The organism is Novosphingobium sediminis (genome assembly GCF_007991615.1).
Lineage (GTDB): Bacteria > Pseudomonadota > Alphaproteobacteria > Sphingomonadales > Sphingomonadaceae > Novosphingobium > Novosphingobium sediminis.
Map to the genome: position 1 here is coordinate 12791 of NZ_BJYR01000027.1, position 18995 is coordinate 31785.

The window sequence follows — 18995 nt, forward strand, 5'->3', positions numbered from 1 at the left end:
AGTTTTCATTTGACCGAAGTGCTCCGATCGTCGGAGGAATCGGATTGGCGAGCGTCGAAAATCCCGATACGCCTCACCCATGTTCGAAAACGCTTTCAACAACATCGACCGGGCCATGCGCAACGACGAGGGTCTCGCGTCTGAGCTCGATTACGCCGAGCAGACCAGCTGGCTCCTGTTCCTGAAATACCTCGACGACTTCGAAGCAGCGCAGGAAGACGAGGCCGAGCTTGAAGGCCGCGAATACCAGCCGATCCTCGATCCCGAATACCGCTGGGATGTGTGGGCCGCGCCCAAGCGGGATGATGGCGAGATCGATCATCAAATCGCCATGACCGGGCAGGACCTGATCGACTTCGTCAACGGCGACCTGTTCCCCTACCTGAAAACCTTCAGCGCCGACGCGGACGATCCCGATACGATCGAATACAAGATCGGCGAGATCTTCAACGAGATCATCAACCGCTTCCGCTCCGGCTATTCCCTGCGCGAGGTGATCGACATCGTCGACACGCTCGATTTCGGCAGCAGCAAGGCCAAGCACGAGCTGTCCGACCTCTACGAGACCCGCATCAAGCGCATGGGCAATGCGGGGCGCAACGGCGGCGAATACTACACCCCGCGCCCGCTGATCCGCGCCATGATCAAGGTGGTCGATCCCAAGATCGGCGAGACCATCTATGACGGTGCGGCTGGCTCCGCCGGGTTCTTGTGCGAAGCGTTTGAATACCTGCGCCGGCCGGACCTGTCCGCTGCCGAGTGGGACATTCTCCAGCGCAAAACCTTCTACGGGCAGGAGAAGAAGTCGCTCGCCTACGTGCTGGGCGTCATGAACATGATCCTGCACGGGATCGAGGCGCCGCAGATCCGCCACACCAACACGCTCACCGAGAACGTGATGGACATCCAGCAGGCCGACCGTCACGACATCGTGCTGGCCAACCCGCCGTTCGGCGGGGGGGAGCGCAAGGAGGTGCAGCAGAACTTCCCGATCAAGTCGGGGGAGACCGCCTACCTCTTCATGCAGCACTTCATCCGCAAGCTGAAGGCGGGCGGGCGCGGGGCGGTGGTGATCAAGAACACCTTCCTCAGCAACACCGATAATGCCAGCGTCGAACTGCGCAAGGAACTGCTGACTAGCTGCAACCTGCACACCGTGCTCGATTGCCCCGGTGGCACCTTCCAGGGCGCGGGGGTGAAGACGGTGGTGCTGTTCTTCGAGAAGGGCGCGCCTACCCGGCAGGTATGGTATTACCAGCTCGATCCGGGCCGCTCGATGGGCAAAACCAACGCACTCAACGACGACGACCTCGCCGAGTTCGTCGCCCTTCAGCCGGACAAGGCGGACAGCGCCAAGAGCTGGTCGGTGAGCGTCGATGATCTCGACAAGGCGACGTGGGATCTGTCGGTCCGCAATCCCACTGCACCAGAGCAAGCGCCGCTGCGTGCGACCGAGCAGATCATTGCCGATATACTCGCCCGCGACGAGGAGACGCGGCAGATCCTCGAAGAAATCCGGGGGATGCTGTGAGCGCAAGCCCATTTCCCGAAGTCGCATTGAGTGAACTGGCATCGATCAAATACGGCTACACGGAGAGCGCCTCATCTCAACCGATTGGACCGAAGTTTCTTCGGATCACCGACATTCAGGATGGCTCGGTCGATTGGGAGAGCGTTCCTTACTGCGCGATCGATGTAGCAGATGCGAAGAAGCACCAGCTCGAGGACGGCGATATCGTTTTCGCAAGGACAGGCGCGACAACCGGTAAGAGCTTCTTGATCAAGGAACCGCCGAACGCTGTGCCTGCATCTTATCTCATAAGGTTGCGACTGACTGGGAAGAAACTCCTACCAGAGTTTCTTTCGTTATTCTTTCAAACCGAAGCCTATTGGCATTCGATCGAGAAAGGCTCGTCGGGAAGTGCGCAAGGCGGCTTCAACGCGTCCAAGCTTGGTCAGCTAAAGGTTCCCGTACCCCCACTGGAGGAGCAGAAGCGGATTGTAGCGGTGCTGGGTCAGGCCTTCACCGCCCTTGACCGCGCCCGCGCCTTCGCCGAGGCCAATCTGTCGGATGCGGAGGAAGTCTTTCCAAGCATACTCCGAGCCACTTTCTCGAACACGTCAGAAAGGTGGCTTTCCCAGCTTCCGCCTGAAAAGCCCGAAACTGGTTTGGTCGGGCGTTCGTCTGGGCGTTCGAAGATCGCCACACAAACAGGAGGGCGATCTGCAACCACAAGGCCGATTCAGGGCGACTATGGTCTTTGCGTTCTGAAGCCTGAGGTAGCGGCTAGGAAGGGTTGGGCTTGGACGCCACTAACGGCATTAGCGCGCTTAGAAAGCGGTCACACTCCCAGCAGAAAGCGGTCAGAGTATTGGGGCGGCGAGATCGGCTGGATCGGCATCAAAGATGCTCGGGACCATCACGGTGGCGTCGTTTATGAAACGCGCGAACAGACAAACCCACTCGGCATCGAGAAATCTAGTGCGCGCGTTTTGCCTGCCGGGACAGTATGTTTGTCCAGGACCGCTTCGGTGGGCTATGTCGTAATCATGGGGCGCGATATGGCGACAAGCCAAGACTTCGTAAATTGGATCTGCCGGGCTGCGCTAAGCCCAAATTTTCTCAAATATCTACTACTTGCACAAGGCGAAGAAATACGACGTTTCGCTAGCGGATCGGTGCACCAGACTATCTATTTCCCGGAGGTGAAAGGCTTCTATATTTGCCATCCGACGCGCGAAGTGCAGGATGAGATTTGTACGAGTCTCGACCGAGCATGTGCCGAGGCTAAGAAGCTGACCGCGTTCTATCAAGAAAAAGTGAAAGACATTGCCGACCTCCGCCAATCCCTCCTTCAGAGAGCTTTCGCCGGGGAGCTGACCTGAGCCGATGCAGGAAACCGAAGCCGATACCCGCGCCAACCGCATCGATCCCGCGCTGCGCGCGGCTGGCTGGGGCGTGGTCGAGGGCGCGCATATCCGGCGGGAGGCGATCTGCCCCGGTCGCATCATGCCCGGCGGCCAGCGTGGGGCTCCGCTCTCGGCCGACTATGTCTTCGAATACCGCGGCCACAAGCTCGCCACGATGGAGGCCAAGCGCCACGGCAAAGGGGCAGCCGCGGGCGTCGGTCAGGCCAAGGATTATTCGACTCGGCTGAAAGCCCGTTTCGCCTACGCCTCCGACGGGGCCGAGTGGTATGAAGTCGACATGCACACGGGCAAGGAAGGGGCCATCGCCCCGCCTTTCCCAACGCCCGACGAGCTGTGGCAACGCTGCTTTCCGACCGGCAATGCCTGGCGCGAACGCTTCGGCGCGGTTCCCTTCGAGACCGGCGGCGGCAAGTGGCAGCCGCGCTATTACCAGCACAACGCCATCACCGCTGTACTCGAGGTGATTGCCAAGGATCAGCAGCGCATTCTGTTGACGCTCGCCACGGGCACGGGCAAGACCTCGATCGCGTTCCAGATCGCGTGGAAGCTGTTCCAGTCACGCTGGAACCTGACCCGCGAGCCGACCCGCCGCCCGCGCATCCTGTTCCTCGCCGATCGCAACATCCTCGCCGATCAGGCCTATAACGCCTTCAGCGCGTTCCCGCCCGATGCGCTGTGCCGGATCAGCCCCGAGGAAATCCGCAAGCAGGGCAAGGTGCCCACCAATGCGAGCGTGTTCTTCACGATCTTCCAGACCTTCATGACGGACGGGAAGAGCATTGAGGGCGGTCTGACCTTCGAAGGCTACCAGCCGGACTTCTTCGACTTCATCGTGATCGACGAATGCCACCGCGGCGGTGCACGGGATGAGAGCACGTGGCGCGGGATCCTCGAATACTTTGCGCCCGCCGTGCAGCTGGGCCTCACCGCCACGCCCAAGCGGGACGTGAACGCCGATACCTACCGCTATTTCGGCGACCCGGTTTACACCTATGCGCTGAAGGAGGGGATCGGCGACGGCTTCCTCACCCCGTTCAAGGTGCGTCAGATGGCGAGCACGATCGACACCTACACCTTCAGCGACGAGGACGAGGTGGTGAGCGGGGAGATCGACCCCGACAAGGAATACACCGAGGCCGATTTCAACACGAAGCTGATCATCGACGAGCGCGAGATGAGCCGCGTGTGCGAGTTCATGGATCAGATCGATCAGCGCCAGAAGACGCTGGTTTTCTGCGCAACGCAGGACCACGCGGCCCGGGTGCGCAACTTCATCAACCAGGTGAAGACCAACCCCGACCCGCACTACTGCGAGCGGGTGACGGCGGACGATGGCAAGCTGGGCGAGCTGCACCTGCGCGAGTTCCAGGACAACGAGAAGACGCTGCCGACGATCCTTACCACGTCGCAGAAACTGTCGACTGGGGTCGACGCGCGCAACGTCCGCAACATCGTGCTGCTGCGTCCGGTGAAGTCGATGATCGAGTTCAAGCAGATCATCGGCCGGGGCACCCGGACCTTCGACGGGAAGGACTTCTTCACGATCTACGACTTCGTGAAGGCGTATGAGCACTTCAAGGATCCGGCGTGGGATGGTGAGCCGGAGGAGCCGGTCGAAGGGTCGACCGGCCCGCGACCGCCGATGCCGCCTGAGCCGCCGATCATTGATGATAACCCAGGCGATCCGCCCCCGCCGGTAGAGCGCGTGGTGGTGAAGCTTGCCGATGGCAAGGAACGCAAGATCCGGTATGTCGCCGAGACGACCTATTGGTTCAACGGTCGGCAGATCACGGCGAAGGAGTTCATGGAACAGCTGTTCGGCGATCTCGGCACCATGGTCGCCAGCGTAGATGAGCTCCGCGCGATCTGGACCGATCCCGATTGGCGCACGGCCTTCATCCAGCGGCTCGAAGAGATGGGCTACGACCGCGACCGCATGGACGACATGCGCCGCCTTATCGACGCTCCCAAGAGCGACATCTTCGACGTGCTGGCCTACGTGCGCTTTACGCTCGATCCGCTGTCGCGCTCCCAGCGGGTCGAGGGCGCCAAGGCGACCGGGCTTGGCGGCTACGAGGCCGAGATGCGGGAGTTCCTGAACTACATCCTTCAGGCCTACGAGCTGCAAGGTATCGACGAACTCGCCCCGCACCGTATCAGCGATTTTCTCCAGATACGGTATGGCGGGACCAACGATGCCAAGCGGGTGCTAGGCTCAATCCCGGAGATCCGAAGCGCGTTCATCGATATTCAGAAGCATTTGTTCGAGCTTAGGGATCGTTGAGACACTAAATTTTGCTGCCCGATCACGAGAGTTAACTGGGCCCTCAATAAGGAATCCGGACCCCGCACTCGGGGGGCTCTGGAAGCCGGAGCGATGCTCTGATCGCCTCACATTTTCGCACCGACTTGTACCTTCGCGCCGTTCTGGGAGAGGGTTTGACAAACGAAACTCCACCCCGCAGAGCGGCCAAATTTCTCTCGACAAATCGCCAACTAAAAATGGCTATTTGCTTCCGTGGGGCCAAAATGAGCCCCTCAAAGGAACAGATCTGTGCTTCCCTTCAGGCGCCAATGCGGCTACAAAATCCCCCAGTTCTCGGTAGCTTAGCACAGAATTTAATGCTGAAGTTTACGCCGGAAACTGGTCGAAAATCGGGGACAAATCCAGACACACCCTACGCGACGGGTCGCAGCAAATGTACGAAGGAAAAGCGTTAAATCACAAAGGCATAGATCGAATTTTGCAAAATGGCAGCTTCTCCGTCAAAAGTGACGGGGGCGAGGGCAGTTACGTGGATTTGACCAAGGCCAGGCCGGAAGTGGCGGAATTCCGCAGCCCTCTATGTTCTTGACATGTTCTTGAATCTGACTTAGCTTCGACCTCGCCTTTCGCAGTGTGAACCGGGCTCCTGACCACAAGGAGTCCGTGCATGACACGGCCAATCTGTCTCCAGGTTTACATCTCAAGCGAGCTCAGCTCGCTGATCCGCAAAGCTGCCAAGGCCAAGGGGATCAGCATGAGCGAGTGGGTTCGCGCCTTGCTCGCCAATGCCTGCACCGAGGACGAGCTTGCCTCGCGGCTCGACGCTTCCATCGAACGCATTTCCCGCCGCTCTGTGTTCCTCATGGTCGGTGTGGATGCGCTGCTGGCGGGGCACCCCGATCACGCTTTGCGCGGTCGAGCGCACCAGGCTTACATGCGCAAATGCAAGGAGCTCGGCCTTTCCGCCGCTAGCGGCGAGGGAGGTTCCGATGAAGCGTAACCTCGTCAATTTCACGCGCGGCAGCCAGCTGCTCGGACACTTCAGCTTCATGTTCGCGGCGGGTCTCAAGGGCCCACTGATCGTTGCCGCTCTCGTGATCTCATGGACCTCCTGGTGGACCATTTCGGCAGGGCTCACCGATCACGAAGTCTATCTGGTCTGGATACGGATCTATGCCGCCATCTACGGCTTCATGGAGTTCGATCCCGCCAAGCGTATCACTCTGGAAACCGCCTTTGGCGCGACCATCCAGTTTCCGATTGCCCAGCTCGATCGCTACCCGCCGGTTGCCCATGCGTGGGAGAAGCTGACGGATTTGCTGACCAGTGCCTTGTGGCGTTCCGGGTTCCTGTTGGTCCCCGCCTTTGCCGTCTTCTACTGGTTCGCCGAGCGGTTCGGAGGCCGGTCCAAGGAGCGCAAACACGAGCGCGGCGCGATGCTGGTCACGCTTCCCGAGCTCGTCGACGAACTGACCACCCACAACCGGCGCGAGCGCACCCGTGAGCTCGATTCCGCGCTGGGCTGGAAATGGCGGCTCAGCCTGCCGCGGGAAATTGTCCGGGTCTTTCCTTATAGGCCATCGCATATCGCCACGGTCGCTTATCCCTGGCGGCTCGAGCAGAGCCACGCGATGCTCATTGGCACGACCGGTATGGGCAAGACCGTGGCGATCTCCGACATGATCGCGGAAGCAAGAGCCAAGGGTCAGCGCTGCGTTGTCTTCGATCTGACTGGCGCCTTTATCGAGCACTTCCATGCCGCCCATTGCGACATCATTCTGAACCCGCTCGATGCGCGCTGCCCCCAGTGGAACCTGTTCGATGAATGCCGTTCCGAAGGCGAGTTCTGGGCCGCCGCGGACGCCCTCGTGCCTCACGACGGAGGCGGTGAAGCCCAGTTCTGGGTGATTGCTGCCCGCGCGCTGTTCGTCGAATTCTGCCTCAAACTCGTGGCCGAGGGCAGGGCGACCAACGAAGCCTTGGCGCGCGAGCTGATGACCGCGGACCTCTCGCGCGTTCATGCCATGATGCGCGGAACGATCGCCGATCCGCTGACCGCGCCGGAAGCTGCACGCATGGCGGAATCGATCCGGGCCGTCTTCAACGTGAACGCCAAGGCGCTCAAGCTGCTGCCCACTGCCGGACCTCGTTTTTCGGTTCGCCAATGGATCGAAGACGGGGCCGATAGCGCTCGAAGCGAAGGCTCGATCCTGTTCATTTCTGCCCGCTATGTCGACATGAGCGTCTGCGCGCAGTTGCTCACGCTCTGGCTCGACACGGCAATGAATACGCTGATGACGATGCCCCGTACTCGCGATCTCAAGTGCTGGTTCTTCGTCGATGAGCTGGGGGCGTTGCACCGACTGCCGGCCCTCGAGAAAGGCTTGCAGACGGCGCGCAATTTCGGCGGCGCGATTGTTCTTGGTCTTCACGCTTATGCCAAGCTCAAGGAGGTCTACGGCGAGAACATGGCGATGACGCTGGCATCGCTCGCCCGGACCAAACTGATCCTCGGAACCGCCGACCGCGAAACGGCCACCTGGTGCTCCGACTTCATCGGCCATCGCCAGGTCAGGGACATGGAGGAGGGCTACACTTACGGCTACAACAATGCCCGTGATGCGGTCAGCCTCACCCCGCGCAAGCATATCGAGCCGCTCCTGCTGCCCGACCAGCTGATGAACCTGCCGCGCCTGTCGGGGTACATCAAGTTCCCCGACGGCTTTCCCGCCGCACCGGTCAAACTCAAGCCCGTTGACCGACCCAAGCGAGCGGAGACATTCATCGCCAGGGTCAAGGAAAGCCCGAAGGCGAGGGGCACCGTGCCCCATTCGTCGACAGAGCAGGAAGAGCAGCCGGCAGTGGCGACAGGCAACGAGCATCCCTCGTCCAACGATGACGGAGCGGGCAAACCGGTCGTCCCAAAGCAGGGAGAACTGGCCCTGGATCAGGGTGCGCGAGCCACGCCGAAACAGGAGCCTGACGTGCCATCCAAGGACCTTGAACGGGCAATTGAACGCACACCCGGCAAGACGTCAAAGGAGCAGAAACCGGCAGCTCACTCCGGGCAAGAGAAGGCTGGCAAGGCCAAGAAGGAGCGATCCCACACCAGAACCGATGCCCCGCCGCGAAAGACTGGACCTTCCGCCCGCCCACTTCTCCCGACGGGCGAAGCCGCAGCGATTCCGGATCAGCCAGCTTCTGCCAAGGGTGCAGCCCGGCCCGGCGCGCCCGACACTAAGGCGCTGCAAGAGGACAAGCCGGACACCCCGAAGAGCCGAGGCTCCAGCGATGCCGCCGCGCGCAAGCTGATGCTCGAGGATGGTCTGCGGGAGCATGAGCCTCCGCCGATCACTGGTCCCGATCTTGGCGACATGGAGATGTGAGCATGTCGCTGAGCTCCTCGGTATCGGGGACCGACCCATGCTGTCGGTAGCCAATGTCCGCACAGCAGGCGGCGCGGCCAACTACTTCGCTGCCGACAATTACTACACGCGGGCTGATGCCGATCGCTCGGGTGAATGGCTGGGCAAGGGCGCTGCGGCGCTCGGGCTCAAAGGGGCCGTCGACGCGCGGCAGTTCGAGGCAATCCTCAAGGGGATGTTGCCTGACGGGAGCCGCGTCGGCAGTGACAACCGGGCGCACCGGGCGGGGACCGATCTCACCTTTTCGATGCCGAAAAGCTGGTCGGTCCTCGCTCTGGTGGGCGGCGACAAACGGATCCTCGACGTCTACGCTGCGGCCGTCCGGGAAACCCTGCGCTGGGCCGAGAAGAACCTCGCCGAGACCCGGATGGAGGTTCGCGGCAGGGAGCGAGCCGTTCAGACCGGCAACCTTGCGATCGCGCTGTTCCAGCACGACACCAATCGCAACCAGGAGCCCAACGCTCACTTCCATGCCGTCATTGCCAATGTGACGAGAGGGGCCGATGGCAAATGGCGGGCATTGCGCAACGACAAGCTCTGGCAGCACAATACCCTCCTCAATGCCATGACGATGGCGCGGTTTCGTCTGAGCGTCGAAAAGCTCGGCTACGAGGTCGGTGAGTTCGGCAAGCACGGCAATTTCGAGGCCGTCGGGGTGCCCAAGCCGGTCCGCGATGCCTTCAGCTCCCGGCGAGCTGAAATCCTGGAAGCGGCCGCCCAGATGAACTTCTCAGGGCCAGGCGTGCTCGATGCTGCAACCTTGATGACCCGGGCCGACAAGGGGCGGATCGAAGATCGCGATGCGCTGACGCAGCAGTGGCAGGAAACGTCCGCAAGGTTGGGCTTTGATCCCGCCACCGTCATCGCCCAAGCCAATGCTCGCAGTGCGCAGGATCTTGGCAATGTGACCGGCTTGAGGCCAACGATGCGCGCGCTTGTTCACAATGTTCAGGCCCTTGCAACCTCCTTCGCCGAGCGCCTTGGCCTGCGCGAAGGTGACCCGCTGATACCTAGCAGGCTGACCAATCGCAGCGTCGAGCAGGTCGCCGCAATTCATGCGGTCGCCTCGGCTGTCCGGCATCTCGGCGAGCGGGAAGCCGCCTTCACTCGGCCCGACATCTACCGTGCAGCGCTTGGCTTTGCGCTCCCGACTTCACTTGCAGACATCGAGCACCGCGTCGACCAGCTGCTCCGCCAGGGGCATCTGGAGAGGGGCAGGGGCGCCGACCGGGAACTGCTGACGACACGCGATGCAATCAGCCTCGAACAGCGCATCATTGCTGGGGTCGAAAAGGGGCGCGGTGCCGCGCCGGCGATTGTCTCTCCTGAACTTGCAGGGACCCGTCTGCAGGCCCTATCCCAGATCAAATACGGCCTGACCTTGAACGCGGGACAGGAAGGGGCAGGACGTCTGCTGCTTGGTTCGAACAACCGGATCGTCGCGATCCAGGGCGTCGCGGGTGCAGGCAAGAGCACGGTCCTCAAACCTGTCGCCGATATCATGCGCGAGGAGGGCAAGGCCGTGCTCGGGCTCGCAGTGCAGAATACGCTGGTCCAGATGCTTGAGCGCGATACGGGTATTCCCTCGATCACGGTGTCGCGGTTCCTCGCCCAGCACCGCGATCTCCTTGAAGGGGCGGACACAGCTCGCCTTGCCGAGGCGCGAGGTGCAATGCGCGGTACGGTCGTGCTGCTCGACGAAGCTTCCATGGTTGGGAATGCCGACAAGGAAAAGTTGGTCCGGCTGGCAAACTTGCTCGAACTCGGCCGCTTTGCGAGCATCGGGGACAGCAAGCAGCTGGGCGCAGTCGATGCCGGAAAGCCCTTCGATGTGATGCAGCAGGCCGGCATTGAGACGGCCGTCATGAGCACCAATCTTCGCGCACGCAGCGAAGGCCTTCGTGAAGCGCAACAGGCAGCGCAACAAGGGCGCATCCAAGACGCCATGCGCCACCTCGCTCCCCAGGTGATCGAGGTGGGGAACGATGCTGCTGTCGATGCCGCCGCCGCTTGGTTGTCGCTCTCGTCAGCCGGGCGCGAGACAACTGCAATCTATGCTTCAGGCCGAAACCTGCGCAGCGCCGTGAACGAGGCTGTGCAGACCGGCCTCAAAGCGAGCGGGGAGATTGGGCCAGTATCAATGCGGCTCCAGACCCTCTCGCGCGTCAATGTAACTCGTGAGGAGCTGCGATATGCCAGCACCTATGCCCCCGGCATGGTGGTCGATGTCGCGCGGCGTCAGCGCAGTCAAGGCCTTGCAGCAGGCAAATACCGGGTAGTCGGAACCGATGTGGCTCGCGAGCGGGTGACGCTGGAGAACGAGCGTGGCCGCCAGTTCGAGTTTCGTCCCGGCCAGATCAGGCCGCAAGGTGAGCAGGATCCGCTGCGCCTTTTTGAAGTCCGCGCCCTCGACATTTACACCGGCGACAAGATCCGGTGGACAGAGACCGATCACCAGCGGGGCCTGCTCAATGCCGACCAGGCCCGGATCGTCGCTGTCGACAAAGAGGCTGTCGTGGTGAAGACATCCTTGGGCGCAGAACACAGGCTGGAGCAGGGCGACCCGATGCTCCGCCGTCTCGATCTCGCCTATGCTCTCAATGCCCATATGGCTCAGGGGCTCACATCGGATCGCGGTATTGCGGTGATGGATAGCCGCGAGCGCAATCTCGCCAACCAGCAGACATTCCTGGTGACAATCACGCGGCTGCGCGATGGCCTCACCCTCTATGTCGACAATGCTGGCAAGCTCGAGGCGGCGGTCGAGCGCAATGCCGGCATGAAGCGCTCGGCGCTGGAAACGGTCGATCTCCTCCGCGATGCGGCATCCAAAGGGCAGGCCAAAGATCGTGTGGCTCCTGAGCAGACACGTAAACCGCCAGAGCTTGATCGGTCGATCACAAAGCCCTTCGAAATCGGCATCTAGCGTCCTGCTGTCCCCATGCGTCCGCACATGGCCGGTTGACGAGAAGTTCTTTATTTGTTCTCATTAGCCCATGCTCCGAATCTCCGACGACATCCTCCTTACGCATCTCGAAGTCGCGCTGGCCGTTGCGCCGGAGCACACGCTTATTCGTCTCAATGCCGATGACCCACGCGCCCAGCGTATTGCCAGGGTCGATCTTGCTCGTCATCTGGTCGAACGTATGCGCGGCTTCACCATCGAAGGCGAAAGCAATGGCGGCCCAGGCACGCAGCCGTGCCTATTTCCGGGCGATCTGTCGCCGATCGGATGAACTGGTAGTCTTGTCGAGGAGGGTTACTGGAGTGGCCGGTCCGGGGCGTTGGAGCTCAGCTGGCCAATTCGCTCGGCGATAGCCTGCCATGTCCGAATGCCTGCCTCGTCGCCAGCAAGTGCGAGAGCCCCAATCTGTTCGGCGACGTGCAAGGGTGCCTTGTCCCCATGGGCTCGCAGGACATGGTTGGCGCAGGCCCAGAGCTCCCAGTCGCTGAGCATCAGCCGAGCGCGCTGATGGCCGCGCCAACCGTCGCGTAGAGACCATAGGCGACGAAGGCTGCGGCAAGAATGAATTCGAGGCGGAGTTTGAATGCAGTCGGACGACGATGTCCCGCCGGCCATATCTGGTCGCAGGCAAACCCGTTGAACCCCGAACGCTCCCCGACCACTTCGACACGAGAGCCGATGAATTTGCGTACCTGGCGGGTGTTGTCGAGTTCCCAGGTCCCGCCACCATCGGTTCGCAGCACCGGTCCGTTGGCCGCCCGTTCGACGATGCCGGTCAGATGCGTGGTGCTGCTTACCGGCAAGCCGGGCCTTTCCAGTAGCGATCCCAGCGCAGAACATTGCCGGTCTTGATCATGGCGCATGACAGATCGGCACCTGACGGCAGGCGGCACCATGCAGCGGTCCTGTTTCCGCCTGCGGACCCTTCGGAGCGGCATGTCAGTCGCGGACCTCTTACCACCACGTGACCGGTCGAGATCGTTCCGCGCGCGCCGCCCATCAGCTGCACGAGGGCATCGCGTGCCTCAATCGCCGTGGCATCGGGGCAGGGCTGATTGGTGCGGCACGTGCCGTCCATTTCCCGGGCAGCGATACCGGCGATCCGAAGGTGAGGGCCTTCCGCACACCAGACCGGGCCATCGCCATCCCAGACATGGGTTGGCGTGCAGGTAAAGGTCTGGCCGGAAGCCACGATCGAAGCGGCAAGGAGGGCAAGCATCAGAAGGCCACCTTAGAGTGCCCTTCCAAACCAGAGAACCCGTCCGACGATATTGAGCGTGCGTTTCTCGAGGCCGCGCCAGCTTGGATAGGCCGGGTTGTCGCTCAGGACCGACGCGCGCTTGCCCTGTGGTTCGAGCGCAATGCGCTTTACGCTCAGCATATCGTCCATCCGCAGGACATAGATCCCGTCTCTCAGGCGCGCCTGGCCGTCCCCGAGATCGACCATAACTTCGTCGCCATCATGAAGGGTGGGCTCCATGGAGTCGCCATGCACGGCGATGATCGACAGGCTCGCTGCCTTGCTCGCGGTCAGTCGCCGCAGCCACTTCTCGTCGAAACCAAACTGCGCGGATTTGGCTTCCATTTCAGCCAGAGCGCCGTGGCCGGCTGATGCCTCGACATTGAGCAAAGGCACATGGACGAGCTCGACCACCGGGCCTGAGCGGCGGGCAGGGGCTCCAAGAACCTTCTCATCGACCCCGAAAAATCGCGCCAGAACCGAGCGATCCTGCTCGTCCAGCTGCCGCGGACTGCCGCGCCGAATATACTGCTGTATGTAAGCGGCATTGCGCCCGAGCAGGCGCGAAACCGAGGAGTAATTCACCCCTCGTTGCTGGATCAGCTCATCCAGGGCTCTCCGTGCGTCGTCCATGACTACCAGTCCTATCGCGGGCACCTAGGAAAATCCATCCTAGACTCTAGGAAGCCTTCCTAGTAAGAACATATCAAGAACGCAAGCCTAAAGCGAGTCGACGGCGATGGAGCTACTGGAGCAGATCGAGGCATATCTGGCCCAAACACGGACGTCGCCGAGCACCTTCGGTCGGCACGTCGTGGCAGATCCTCGCTTCGTTCAGGACCTTCGGGACGGGCGCAGGCCACGCCGCAAGACCTGCCAAAAAGTGGCGGAATTTCTTGCAAGCTCAGAGGCAGTTAACCGCAGGTAGGCTAGCGAAATCGAGGCGACTGCCTTCCGAATCTCGTTGCCTCGTCATCAAGCATCCATTACGCTTACCCATACAGAAACTGGTTTAGCCCAGTTTCTTGGGGGATCTGGGAATGGATAGCGATTCGGGATTGAGGCGCGGGGTTGAGAGCCGCCTCGAATTCATCGAATTCAGGCTCTTCTGGGAAGGGCATGTCAACCGGAGTGACCTGATCGAAGTTTTCGGCGTTTCGATCAACCAGGCTTCGACGGATCTGAACAGATATCTCGGCCTGGCCGAAGCCAACATGGTCTACGACAAGAGCGCCAGGACATACGTTCGTAGCTCTTCCTTCACCCCCGTATTCCACCAAGCCGACGCAGCCCAATATCTCTCCCAGCTCAGATCGCTCTCTGATGGAATCATTGCCGCCGACGACAGCTGGATCGGAGGCTTGCCGAGTTTCGCCTGTGCCCCGACTCCCGCCCGGGGTGTCTCGCCCAAAACTTTGAGGGCCATCGTAACGGCGATCAAGCGGCACGAGGCGATCGAGGTCTTCTACCAATCGATGTCATCCCCTGAGCCTGCTTGGCGTTGGATCGAACCTCATGCCTTGGTGTTTGACGGGTTCAGATGGCATACTCGCGCACATTGCCCACGCAGTAACGCTTTCAAGGACTTTGTTCTTTCGCGCATCACCGATACGCGCTCATCGAAGCCGGCAGATGCTAGGCCTTCCGGCGATAGCGAATGGGAAGAGCAGGTTGAGCTGCAGATCGTGCCACATCCCGAATTGAGCGCTGGTCAGCGCAAGGCGATCGAGCTCGACTACGGAATGGAAAGGGGCGTGACGACCATCCCGGTCCGAAGGGCTCTCCTCTACTACGCATTGAAGCGCCTTGGATTGGATACCGATCCGGCAGCACGTAGGCCCCAGGACCAGCAGATTGTGCTCTTGAACGCGGCCGAAATTCGTTCGGGAAGGCATGGCGATGGCGTGTCTCAGCCAGAGGGACCGCAATATGCTTGAGCGGTTGCAACAGCTTGCTGAAGACGCAGCGACATTGAAAAGCAAGCTGATCCTTGTGGTCGCGAATACCGCAGGCGGCAAGACAGAGATACTGTCGCGCCTTGCAAAGAGCGACGGCTTACCCCTGATCAATGTTGGAATTCAGTTGTCGCGCAAGCTGCTGCCAATTCCGTCGCTTCAGCGTAGTTCTGAAGTTATGCCTTTGTTTCGTGAATTGATCGATGAGACTGGTTCTCAAAAGTGCGTGATCTTCGACAATATCGAAATCCTTTTCGAGGAAGATCTTCGCGTTGCCCCCGTTGATGTCCTGAAAAAACTCGCCCACGCTCGCCCCGTAGTGGCAGCCTGGCCTGGTCATTTTCGGGACGGCCGACTGACCTATGCCCGCACAGGGCATCGTGAACACTGCGAGGTGCCAATCGATGGTGCCGTCGTATTCGAGTTGAATTGAGCGTTGAAGGGAATTTCCGAGATGACCATGCAGTATGGCGATCTCATTCAGTTTGAGCCCATCGAGTCGGTTATCCAGCTTCTGGATGCCAATCGCCCTGACGAAGCCAAGAAGCTCGTTTCGACTTATGTCATCTCGGATGACATGGCCGAGCGGATCGCCATGCAGATGATTCCTCAGCTCTCGTTCGACGAGGCTGTCGACCACAAGGGTGTCCTGGTCGTCGGAAACTATGGCACCGGTAAGTCTCACCTCATGTCCGTGCTCTCGCTCGTCGCGGAAGATGCCGACTATGTGTCGATGATCCGCCATCCCAAGGTGGCCGACGCGGCAAGCGCGATCGCTGGCAAGTTCAAGGTTCACCGGATCGAGATCTCCAGCCAGATGTCGTTGCGCGACATCATCACGCAGCAGCTTGAGGTTTTCCTCGACAAGCAGGGGGTCAGCTTCTCCTTCCCTGCGGCCGATAAGGTCATCAACAACAAGGCTGCTTTCGAGGAGATGATGGCGGCATTCGCCGAGGTCCATCCCAATCACGGTGTACTGCTGGTGGTGGACGAGTTCCTCGAGTATCTGCGGTCGCGCAAGGATCACGACCTCGTTCTGGATCTTTCCTTCCTTCGCGAGATCGGAGAGGTCGCGAAGCACCTGCGCTTCCGCTTCGTGGCGGGTGTCCAGGAAGCCATCTTCGATAGCAGTCGTTTCCAGCACGTTGCCGACAGTTTGCGGCGCGTGAAAGACCGCTTCACCCAGATCTTGCTGGCCCGGCAGGACGTGAGTTTCGTGGTCGCTGAGCGACTTCTCAAGAAGACCACAGACCAGCAGGACAAAATTCGCTCGTACCTGACGCCTTTCGCGAAATTCTATGGCTCCATGAATGAACGCATGGACGAGTATGTCAGGCTCTTCCCGGTCCATCCTGATTACATTGGAACGTTCGAGCGCTTGGTCTTCACCGAGAAGCGCGGTGCTCTTGTGACACTCCGCGACCAGATCCAGGCTATTCTGAAGGATCAGGTGCCGAACGATCGGCCGGGTCTGATCGGTTATGACAAGTTCTGGGAAACCGTGACGTCCAATTCTGTTCTGCGCGCAGACCCCAACATTGGCCCCGTCCTGAAAGTCTCCGAAGTGCTTTCGGAGCGTGTCTCGAAGGCATTTACTAGGCCTGCGTACAAGCCGATGGCTTTGCGCATCATCGATGGTTTGTCGGTCCACCGGCTGACCACCGGCGGAGACATCTATGTTCCGGTCGGCCCGACGGCGGAAGAGCTTCGCGATACGTTGTGCCTGTTCCAACCTGGCATAGAAGACATGGGCGGCGAGCCGGAAGCAGACCTGCTTTCGCTCGTTCAGACTGTGCTGCGGGAGACGCTGAAGACGGTCAATGGCCAATTCATCTCCAAGGCGGCCGATACCGAGCAGTACTATCTCGATCTGAAAAAGGACGTCGACTACGATGCCCAGATCGAGAAGCGTGCGGAGGCGCTGTCAGACGATGCGCTCGATCGTGCTTACTACAGCGCGATCCGTCAACTCATGGAGCGTACCGACGACACAGCCTACGTAACCGGGCATCAGATTTGGCAATACCAGATCGAATGGCAAGAACGCCGTGTCGAACGTAGCGGGTATCTCTTCTTCGGCGCCCCAAATGATCGGCCCACAGCCCAGCCGGAGCGCGATTTTTATATCTACTTCATCCAGCCATTCGAACCTCCGCGGTTCAGAGACGACACCAAGGGGGATGAGGTCTTCTTCCGCTTGAAGGGCCTGGATGAGGCGATCAAGCGGCATCTCTCCTTCTACGCTGCGGCGCAGGAGCTCGCTTCGACCGCCAGCGGCGGTGCGAAGACAGTGTACCTCGATAAGGCCAAAGATGCCCTGCGGGACATGAGCAAGTGGCTGCAGGAAAAGCAGATGGCGGCCTTTGAGGTCACCTATCAGGGCAAGAGCAAGACCCTGCAGGAGTGGACCAAGGGTGTCTCGCTGCGTGACAAGGCGCGCCTGGGGCCTGACGAGCGCATCAATTTCCGTGACGTCGTGAATGTCATCGCCGGCTTGGCGCTTAACAATCAGTTTTCTGAAGTAGCCCCCGAATATCCGACCTTCTCGGCGCTTGTCACCGAAGCCAACCGCAAACAGTTGATCGGAAATGCGCTGCGCGCCTTAGCAGGCGGAAATCGAACGAAGGACGCCGTAGTAATCCTCGATGGCCTCGAGATGCTGGACGGCGATCGCATCGATCCGACCCAGTCTCGGTATGCCCAAGAAGTATTGGCTCGGCTGAAATCAAAGGGGCATGGCCAAGTCCTGAATCGGTCAGAGCTCGTCAACGGCGAAGCCGAAGTCGAGTATTTTGCACCGATCAAGTTCAGGCTCGAGCCCGATCTCCTCGTCGCTGTGTTGGGTGGACTTGTGTACGCTGGCGACATCGTCCTGGCGGTCACGGGTGACAAGATCGACTCCGGAAAGATCACGCTGCTTGCCGAACGACCGCTCGATGAGCTCAGGCAGTTCAAGCACGTCGAAGCGCCGAAAGAAATCAACGTCGCGGTTCTGCGCTCGCTCTTCGAGATGCTGGGCCTGCCTCCCGGTCTCGCGCAGCAAGCAACGCAAGGCTCGGACGAGCCGGTCAAGCTGCTCCAGGAGGAAGTTGGGAAACTGACGCGGCGGGTACTCAGCGCCGCTACGGACATGCCTGGTCGGTTGAGCTTCTGGGGTCAGTCGCTGTTGCGGGATGAAGAGATCCGCGACTGGCGCACTAAGCTCGATGCGCTCAAGGAGTTCTCGGAAAGCTTGGCACCCTACAACACGGTCGGGAAGCTCAAGAACCTTCGTGTCGGCTCTGACGATATCAGCAGCCAGAACAAGAACCTCGAGGTCCTGCAGGCCGTTGAAGGGATGCTGGAGCTGGTCGCCGAGCTTGGCACCACGGCCAGCTATCTGTCGCAGGCCGAGATGGTCCTGACGGCGGACCACGCGTGGGTTGTGCAGGCTCAGGAGGCGCGAAAGAAAGTCCTCGAAAAACTCTCTGGTGATCGGACTTCGCAACACGCTGCGGAATACCGACAGACGCTAGCCAAGCTGAAGAAAGATTACATCTCGGCCTATGTAGGCCAGCACAGCAAGGCGCGCCTTGGGGGCACAGAAGAGAACACGAAGTCGGCGTTGCGGAAGGACCCGCGGCTTATCGCGATGCGGGCATTGGCCGGTATATCTTTGATGCCGACTAGCCAGCTTACGACCTTTGAGGAGAAGCTGGACAAGCTCAAAAGCTGCGCATCGCTCCTAGAGTCCGATCTATCGGCCAGCCCAGCGTGCCCGCATTGCGGCTTCCGGCCTGCGAACGAGCAAGGGGATCTGCTACCGGCTGCGAGTGTTCTGAAGCAGCTGGACGATGAACTTGATCGACTGATCGACGGTTGGAGGCAGACGCTGCTCGACAACCTCGATGACCCGATCATCCAGGAAAACTTTGATCTTCTAAAGCCTGCTGCCCGTGGCATCGTCAACGGCTTCATTTCATCGAAGGCACTGCCGGACCCCGTGACACCCGATTTTGTAGCCGCTGTTCAGGAGGCACTGTCTGGGTTGGAGAAGATCAACGTGAGTGGCGAGGATATCAGACAAGCGCTGCTGCAAGGTGGGTCACCCGCGACCCCGGAAGATCTTCGCAAGCGCTTCGAGTCCTTCCTGAACGACCGCTGCAAGGGCAAGGACACGACCAAGCTGCGCTTCGTGGTCGAATGATCACGCGCCCAAATTCCGGAGATACGA

14 protein-coding genes are annotated in these 18995 nt (G+C 60.4%); 10 read left to right on the forward strand and 4 right to left on the reverse strand.

All coding sequences use genetic code 11. From position 1 onward, the window contains the following. The first annotated feature begins 79 nt into the window (after positions 1-79). The 7 genes from NSE01_RS18335 to NSE01_RS18365 all read left to right on the forward strand — a co-directional run bounded on the left by NSE01_RS18335 (position 80) and on the right by NSE01_RS18365 (position 11858). Entirely contained in the window at positions 80-1531 is a 1452-nt protein-coding gene (locus tag NSE01_RS18335) for a type I restriction-modification system subunit M (RefSeq protein ID WP_147161117.1), read from the forward strand. Next, positions 1528-2886 carry a restriction endonuclease subunit S gene (locus NSE01_RS18340; RefSeq protein ID WP_147161118.1) on the forward strand — a complete coding sequence of 453 codons (1359 nt, stop codon included), beginning with the start codon at positions 1528-1530 and terminating at the stop codon, positions 2884-2886. The genes NSE01_RS18335 and NSE01_RS18340 overlap by 4 nt, the downstream gene beginning before the upstream one ends. A 4-nt stretch (positions 2887-2890) precedes the next feature. After that, complete coding sequence (hsdR, locus tag NSE01_RS18345; protein ID WP_147161119.1) at positions 2891-5215, forward strand: EcoAI/FtnUII family type I restriction enzme subunit R; 2325 nt, start codon at positions 2891-2893, stop codon at positions 5213-5215. Positions 5216-5864: 649 nt separating this feature from the next. Next, entirely contained in the window at positions 5865-6197 is a 333-nt protein-coding gene (locus NSE01_RS18350) for a YlcI/YnfO family protein (RefSeq protein WP_147161120.1), read from the forward strand. Further along, complete coding sequence (locus NSE01_RS18355; RefSeq protein ID WP_147161121.1) at positions 6187-8583, forward strand: type IV secretion system DNA-binding domain-containing protein; 2397 nt, start codon at positions 6187-6189, stop codon at positions 8581-8583. Before NSE01_RS18350 ends, NSE01_RS18355 begins: the two co-directional genes overlap by 11 nt. A 37-nt stretch (positions 8584-8620) precedes the next feature. Further along, positions 8621-11548 carry a MobF family relaxase gene (gene mobF, locus NSE01_RS18360; protein WP_147161122.1) on the forward strand — a complete coding sequence of 976 codons (2928 nt, stop codon included), beginning with the start codon at positions 8621-8623 and terminating at the stop codon, positions 11546-11548. A 70-nt stretch (positions 11549-11618) separates the two neighbouring features. Next, on the forward strand, positions 11619-11858 hold the full coding sequence (locus NSE01_RS18365; protein ID WP_147161123.1) for a hypothetical protein: 240 nt from the start codon (positions 11619-11621) through the stop codon (positions 11856-11858). A 23-nt stretch (positions 11859-11881) separates the two neighbouring features. Here NSE01_RS18365 and NSE01_RS21805 read toward each other — a convergent pair whose 3' ends face one another. Genes NSE01_RS21805 through NSE01_RS18385 form a run of 4 tightly spaced genes read right to left on the reverse strand, consistent with a single transcriptional unit; the run spans position 11882 to position 13460 of the window. Then, the gene (locus tag NSE01_RS21805; RefSeq protein WP_147161124.1) at positions 11882-12079 is read right to left on the reverse strand and encodes a DUF6961 family protein; all 198 of its coding nucleotides are present in this window, start codon (positions 12077-12079) and stop codon (positions 11882-11884) included. Then, positions 12079-12390 (reverse strand): DUF5818 domain-containing protein, encoded by a 312-nt coding sequence (locus tag NSE01_RS18375; RefSeq protein ID WP_147161125.1) that lies wholly within the window; start codon positions 12388-12390, stop codon positions 12079-12081. Before NSE01_RS18375 ends, NSE01_RS21805 begins: the two co-directional genes overlap by 1 nt. Continuing rightward, positions 12381-12806, reverse strand: a complete 426-nt coding sequence (locus NSE01_RS18380; protein ID WP_147161126.1) for a thermonuclease family protein — start codon at positions 12804-12806, stop codon at positions 12381-12383. The genes NSE01_RS18375 and NSE01_RS18380 overlap by 10 nt, the downstream gene beginning before the upstream one ends. A gap of 12 nt (positions 12807-12818) precedes the next feature. Then, positions 12819-13460, reverse strand: coding sequence for a S24 family peptidase (locus NSE01_RS18385; RefSeq protein ID WP_147161127.1), 642 nt, complete (start codon positions 13458-13460; stop codon positions 12819-12821). Positions 13461-13867: 407 nt separating this feature from the next. Here NSE01_RS18385 and NSE01_RS18395 point away from each other — a divergent pair, with 407 nt between their 5' ends. From NSE01_RS18395 to NSE01_RS18405, 3 genes are read left to right on the forward strand one after another with little or no spacing between them, the layout of a single operon-like run. Further along, a complete protein-coding gene (locus NSE01_RS18395; protein ID WP_147161129.1) occupies positions 13868-14764 on the forward strand; it encodes a BrxR family helix-turn-helix transcriptional regulator in 897 nt (298 codons plus the stop codon). Next, the gene (gene brxF / locus NSE01_RS18400; RefSeq protein ID WP_170233902.1) at positions 14757-15215 is read left to right on the forward strand and encodes a BREX-3 system P-loop-containing protein BrxF; all 459 of its coding nucleotides are present in this window, start codon (positions 14757-14759) and stop codon (positions 15213-15215) included. The genes NSE01_RS18395 and brxF overlap by 8 nt, the downstream gene beginning before the upstream one ends. Before the next feature lie 21 nt (positions 15216-15236). Next, the gene (locus NSE01_RS18405) at positions 15237-18968 is read left to right on the forward strand and encodes a DUF6079 family protein (RefSeq protein WP_218033304.1); all 3732 of its coding nucleotides are present in this window, start codon (positions 15237-15239) and stop codon (positions 18966-18968) included. Positions 18969-18995 lie beyond the last annotated feature (27 nt).

What these genes read in the sequence shown, in the direction of transcription:
- NSE01_RS18335 (WP_147161117.1), top strand. Translation starts at nt 80, where the DNA reads ATGTTCGAAAACGCTTTCAACAACATCGACCGGGCCATGCGCAACGAC.
- hsdR (WP_147161119.1), top strand. Translation starts at nt 2,891, where the DNA reads ATGCAGGAAACCGAAGCCGATACCCGCGCCAACCGCATCGATCCCGCG.
- NSE01_RS18350 (WP_147161120.1), top strand. Translation starts at nt 5,865, where the DNA reads ATGACACGGCCAATCTGTCTCCAGGTTTACATCTCAAGCGAGCTCAGC.
- NSE01_RS18355 (WP_147161121.1), top strand. Translation starts at nt 6,187, where the DNA reads ATGAAGCGTAACCTCGTCAATTTCACGCGCGGCAGCCAGCTGCTCGGA.
- mobF (WP_147161122.1), top strand. Translation starts at nt 8,621, where the DNA reads ATGCTGTCGGTAGCCAATGTCCGCACAGCAGGCGGCGCGGCCAACTAC.
- NSE01_RS18365 (WP_147161123.1), top strand. Translation starts at nt 11,619, where the DNA reads ATGCTCCGAATCTCCGACGACATCCTCCTTACGCATCTCGAAGTCGCG.
- NSE01_RS21805 (WP_147161124.1), bottom strand. Translation starts at nt 12,079, where the DNA reads ATGCTCAGCGACTGGGAGCTCTGGGCCTGCGCCAACCATGTCCTGCGA.
- NSE01_RS18380 (WP_147161126.1), bottom strand. Translation starts at nt 12,806, where the DNA reads ATGCTTGCCCTCCTTGCCGCTTCGATCGTGGCTTCCGGCCAGACCTTT.
- NSE01_RS18385 (WP_147161127.1), bottom strand. Translation starts at nt 13,460, where the DNA reads ATGGACGACGCACGGAGAGCCCTGGATGAGCTGATCCAGCAACGAGGG.
- NSE01_RS18395 (WP_147161129.1), top strand. Translation starts at nt 13,868, where the DNA reads ATGGATAGCGATTCGGGATTGAGGCGCGGGGTTGAGAGCCGCCTCGAA.
- brxF (WP_170233902.1), top strand. Translation starts at nt 14,757, where the DNA reads ATGCTTGAGCGGTTGCAACAGCTTGCTGAAGACGCAGCGACATTGAAA.
- NSE01_RS18405 (WP_218033304.1), top strand. Translation starts at nt 15,237, where the DNA reads ATGACCATGCAGTATGGCGATCTCATTCAGTTTGAGCCCATCGAGTCG.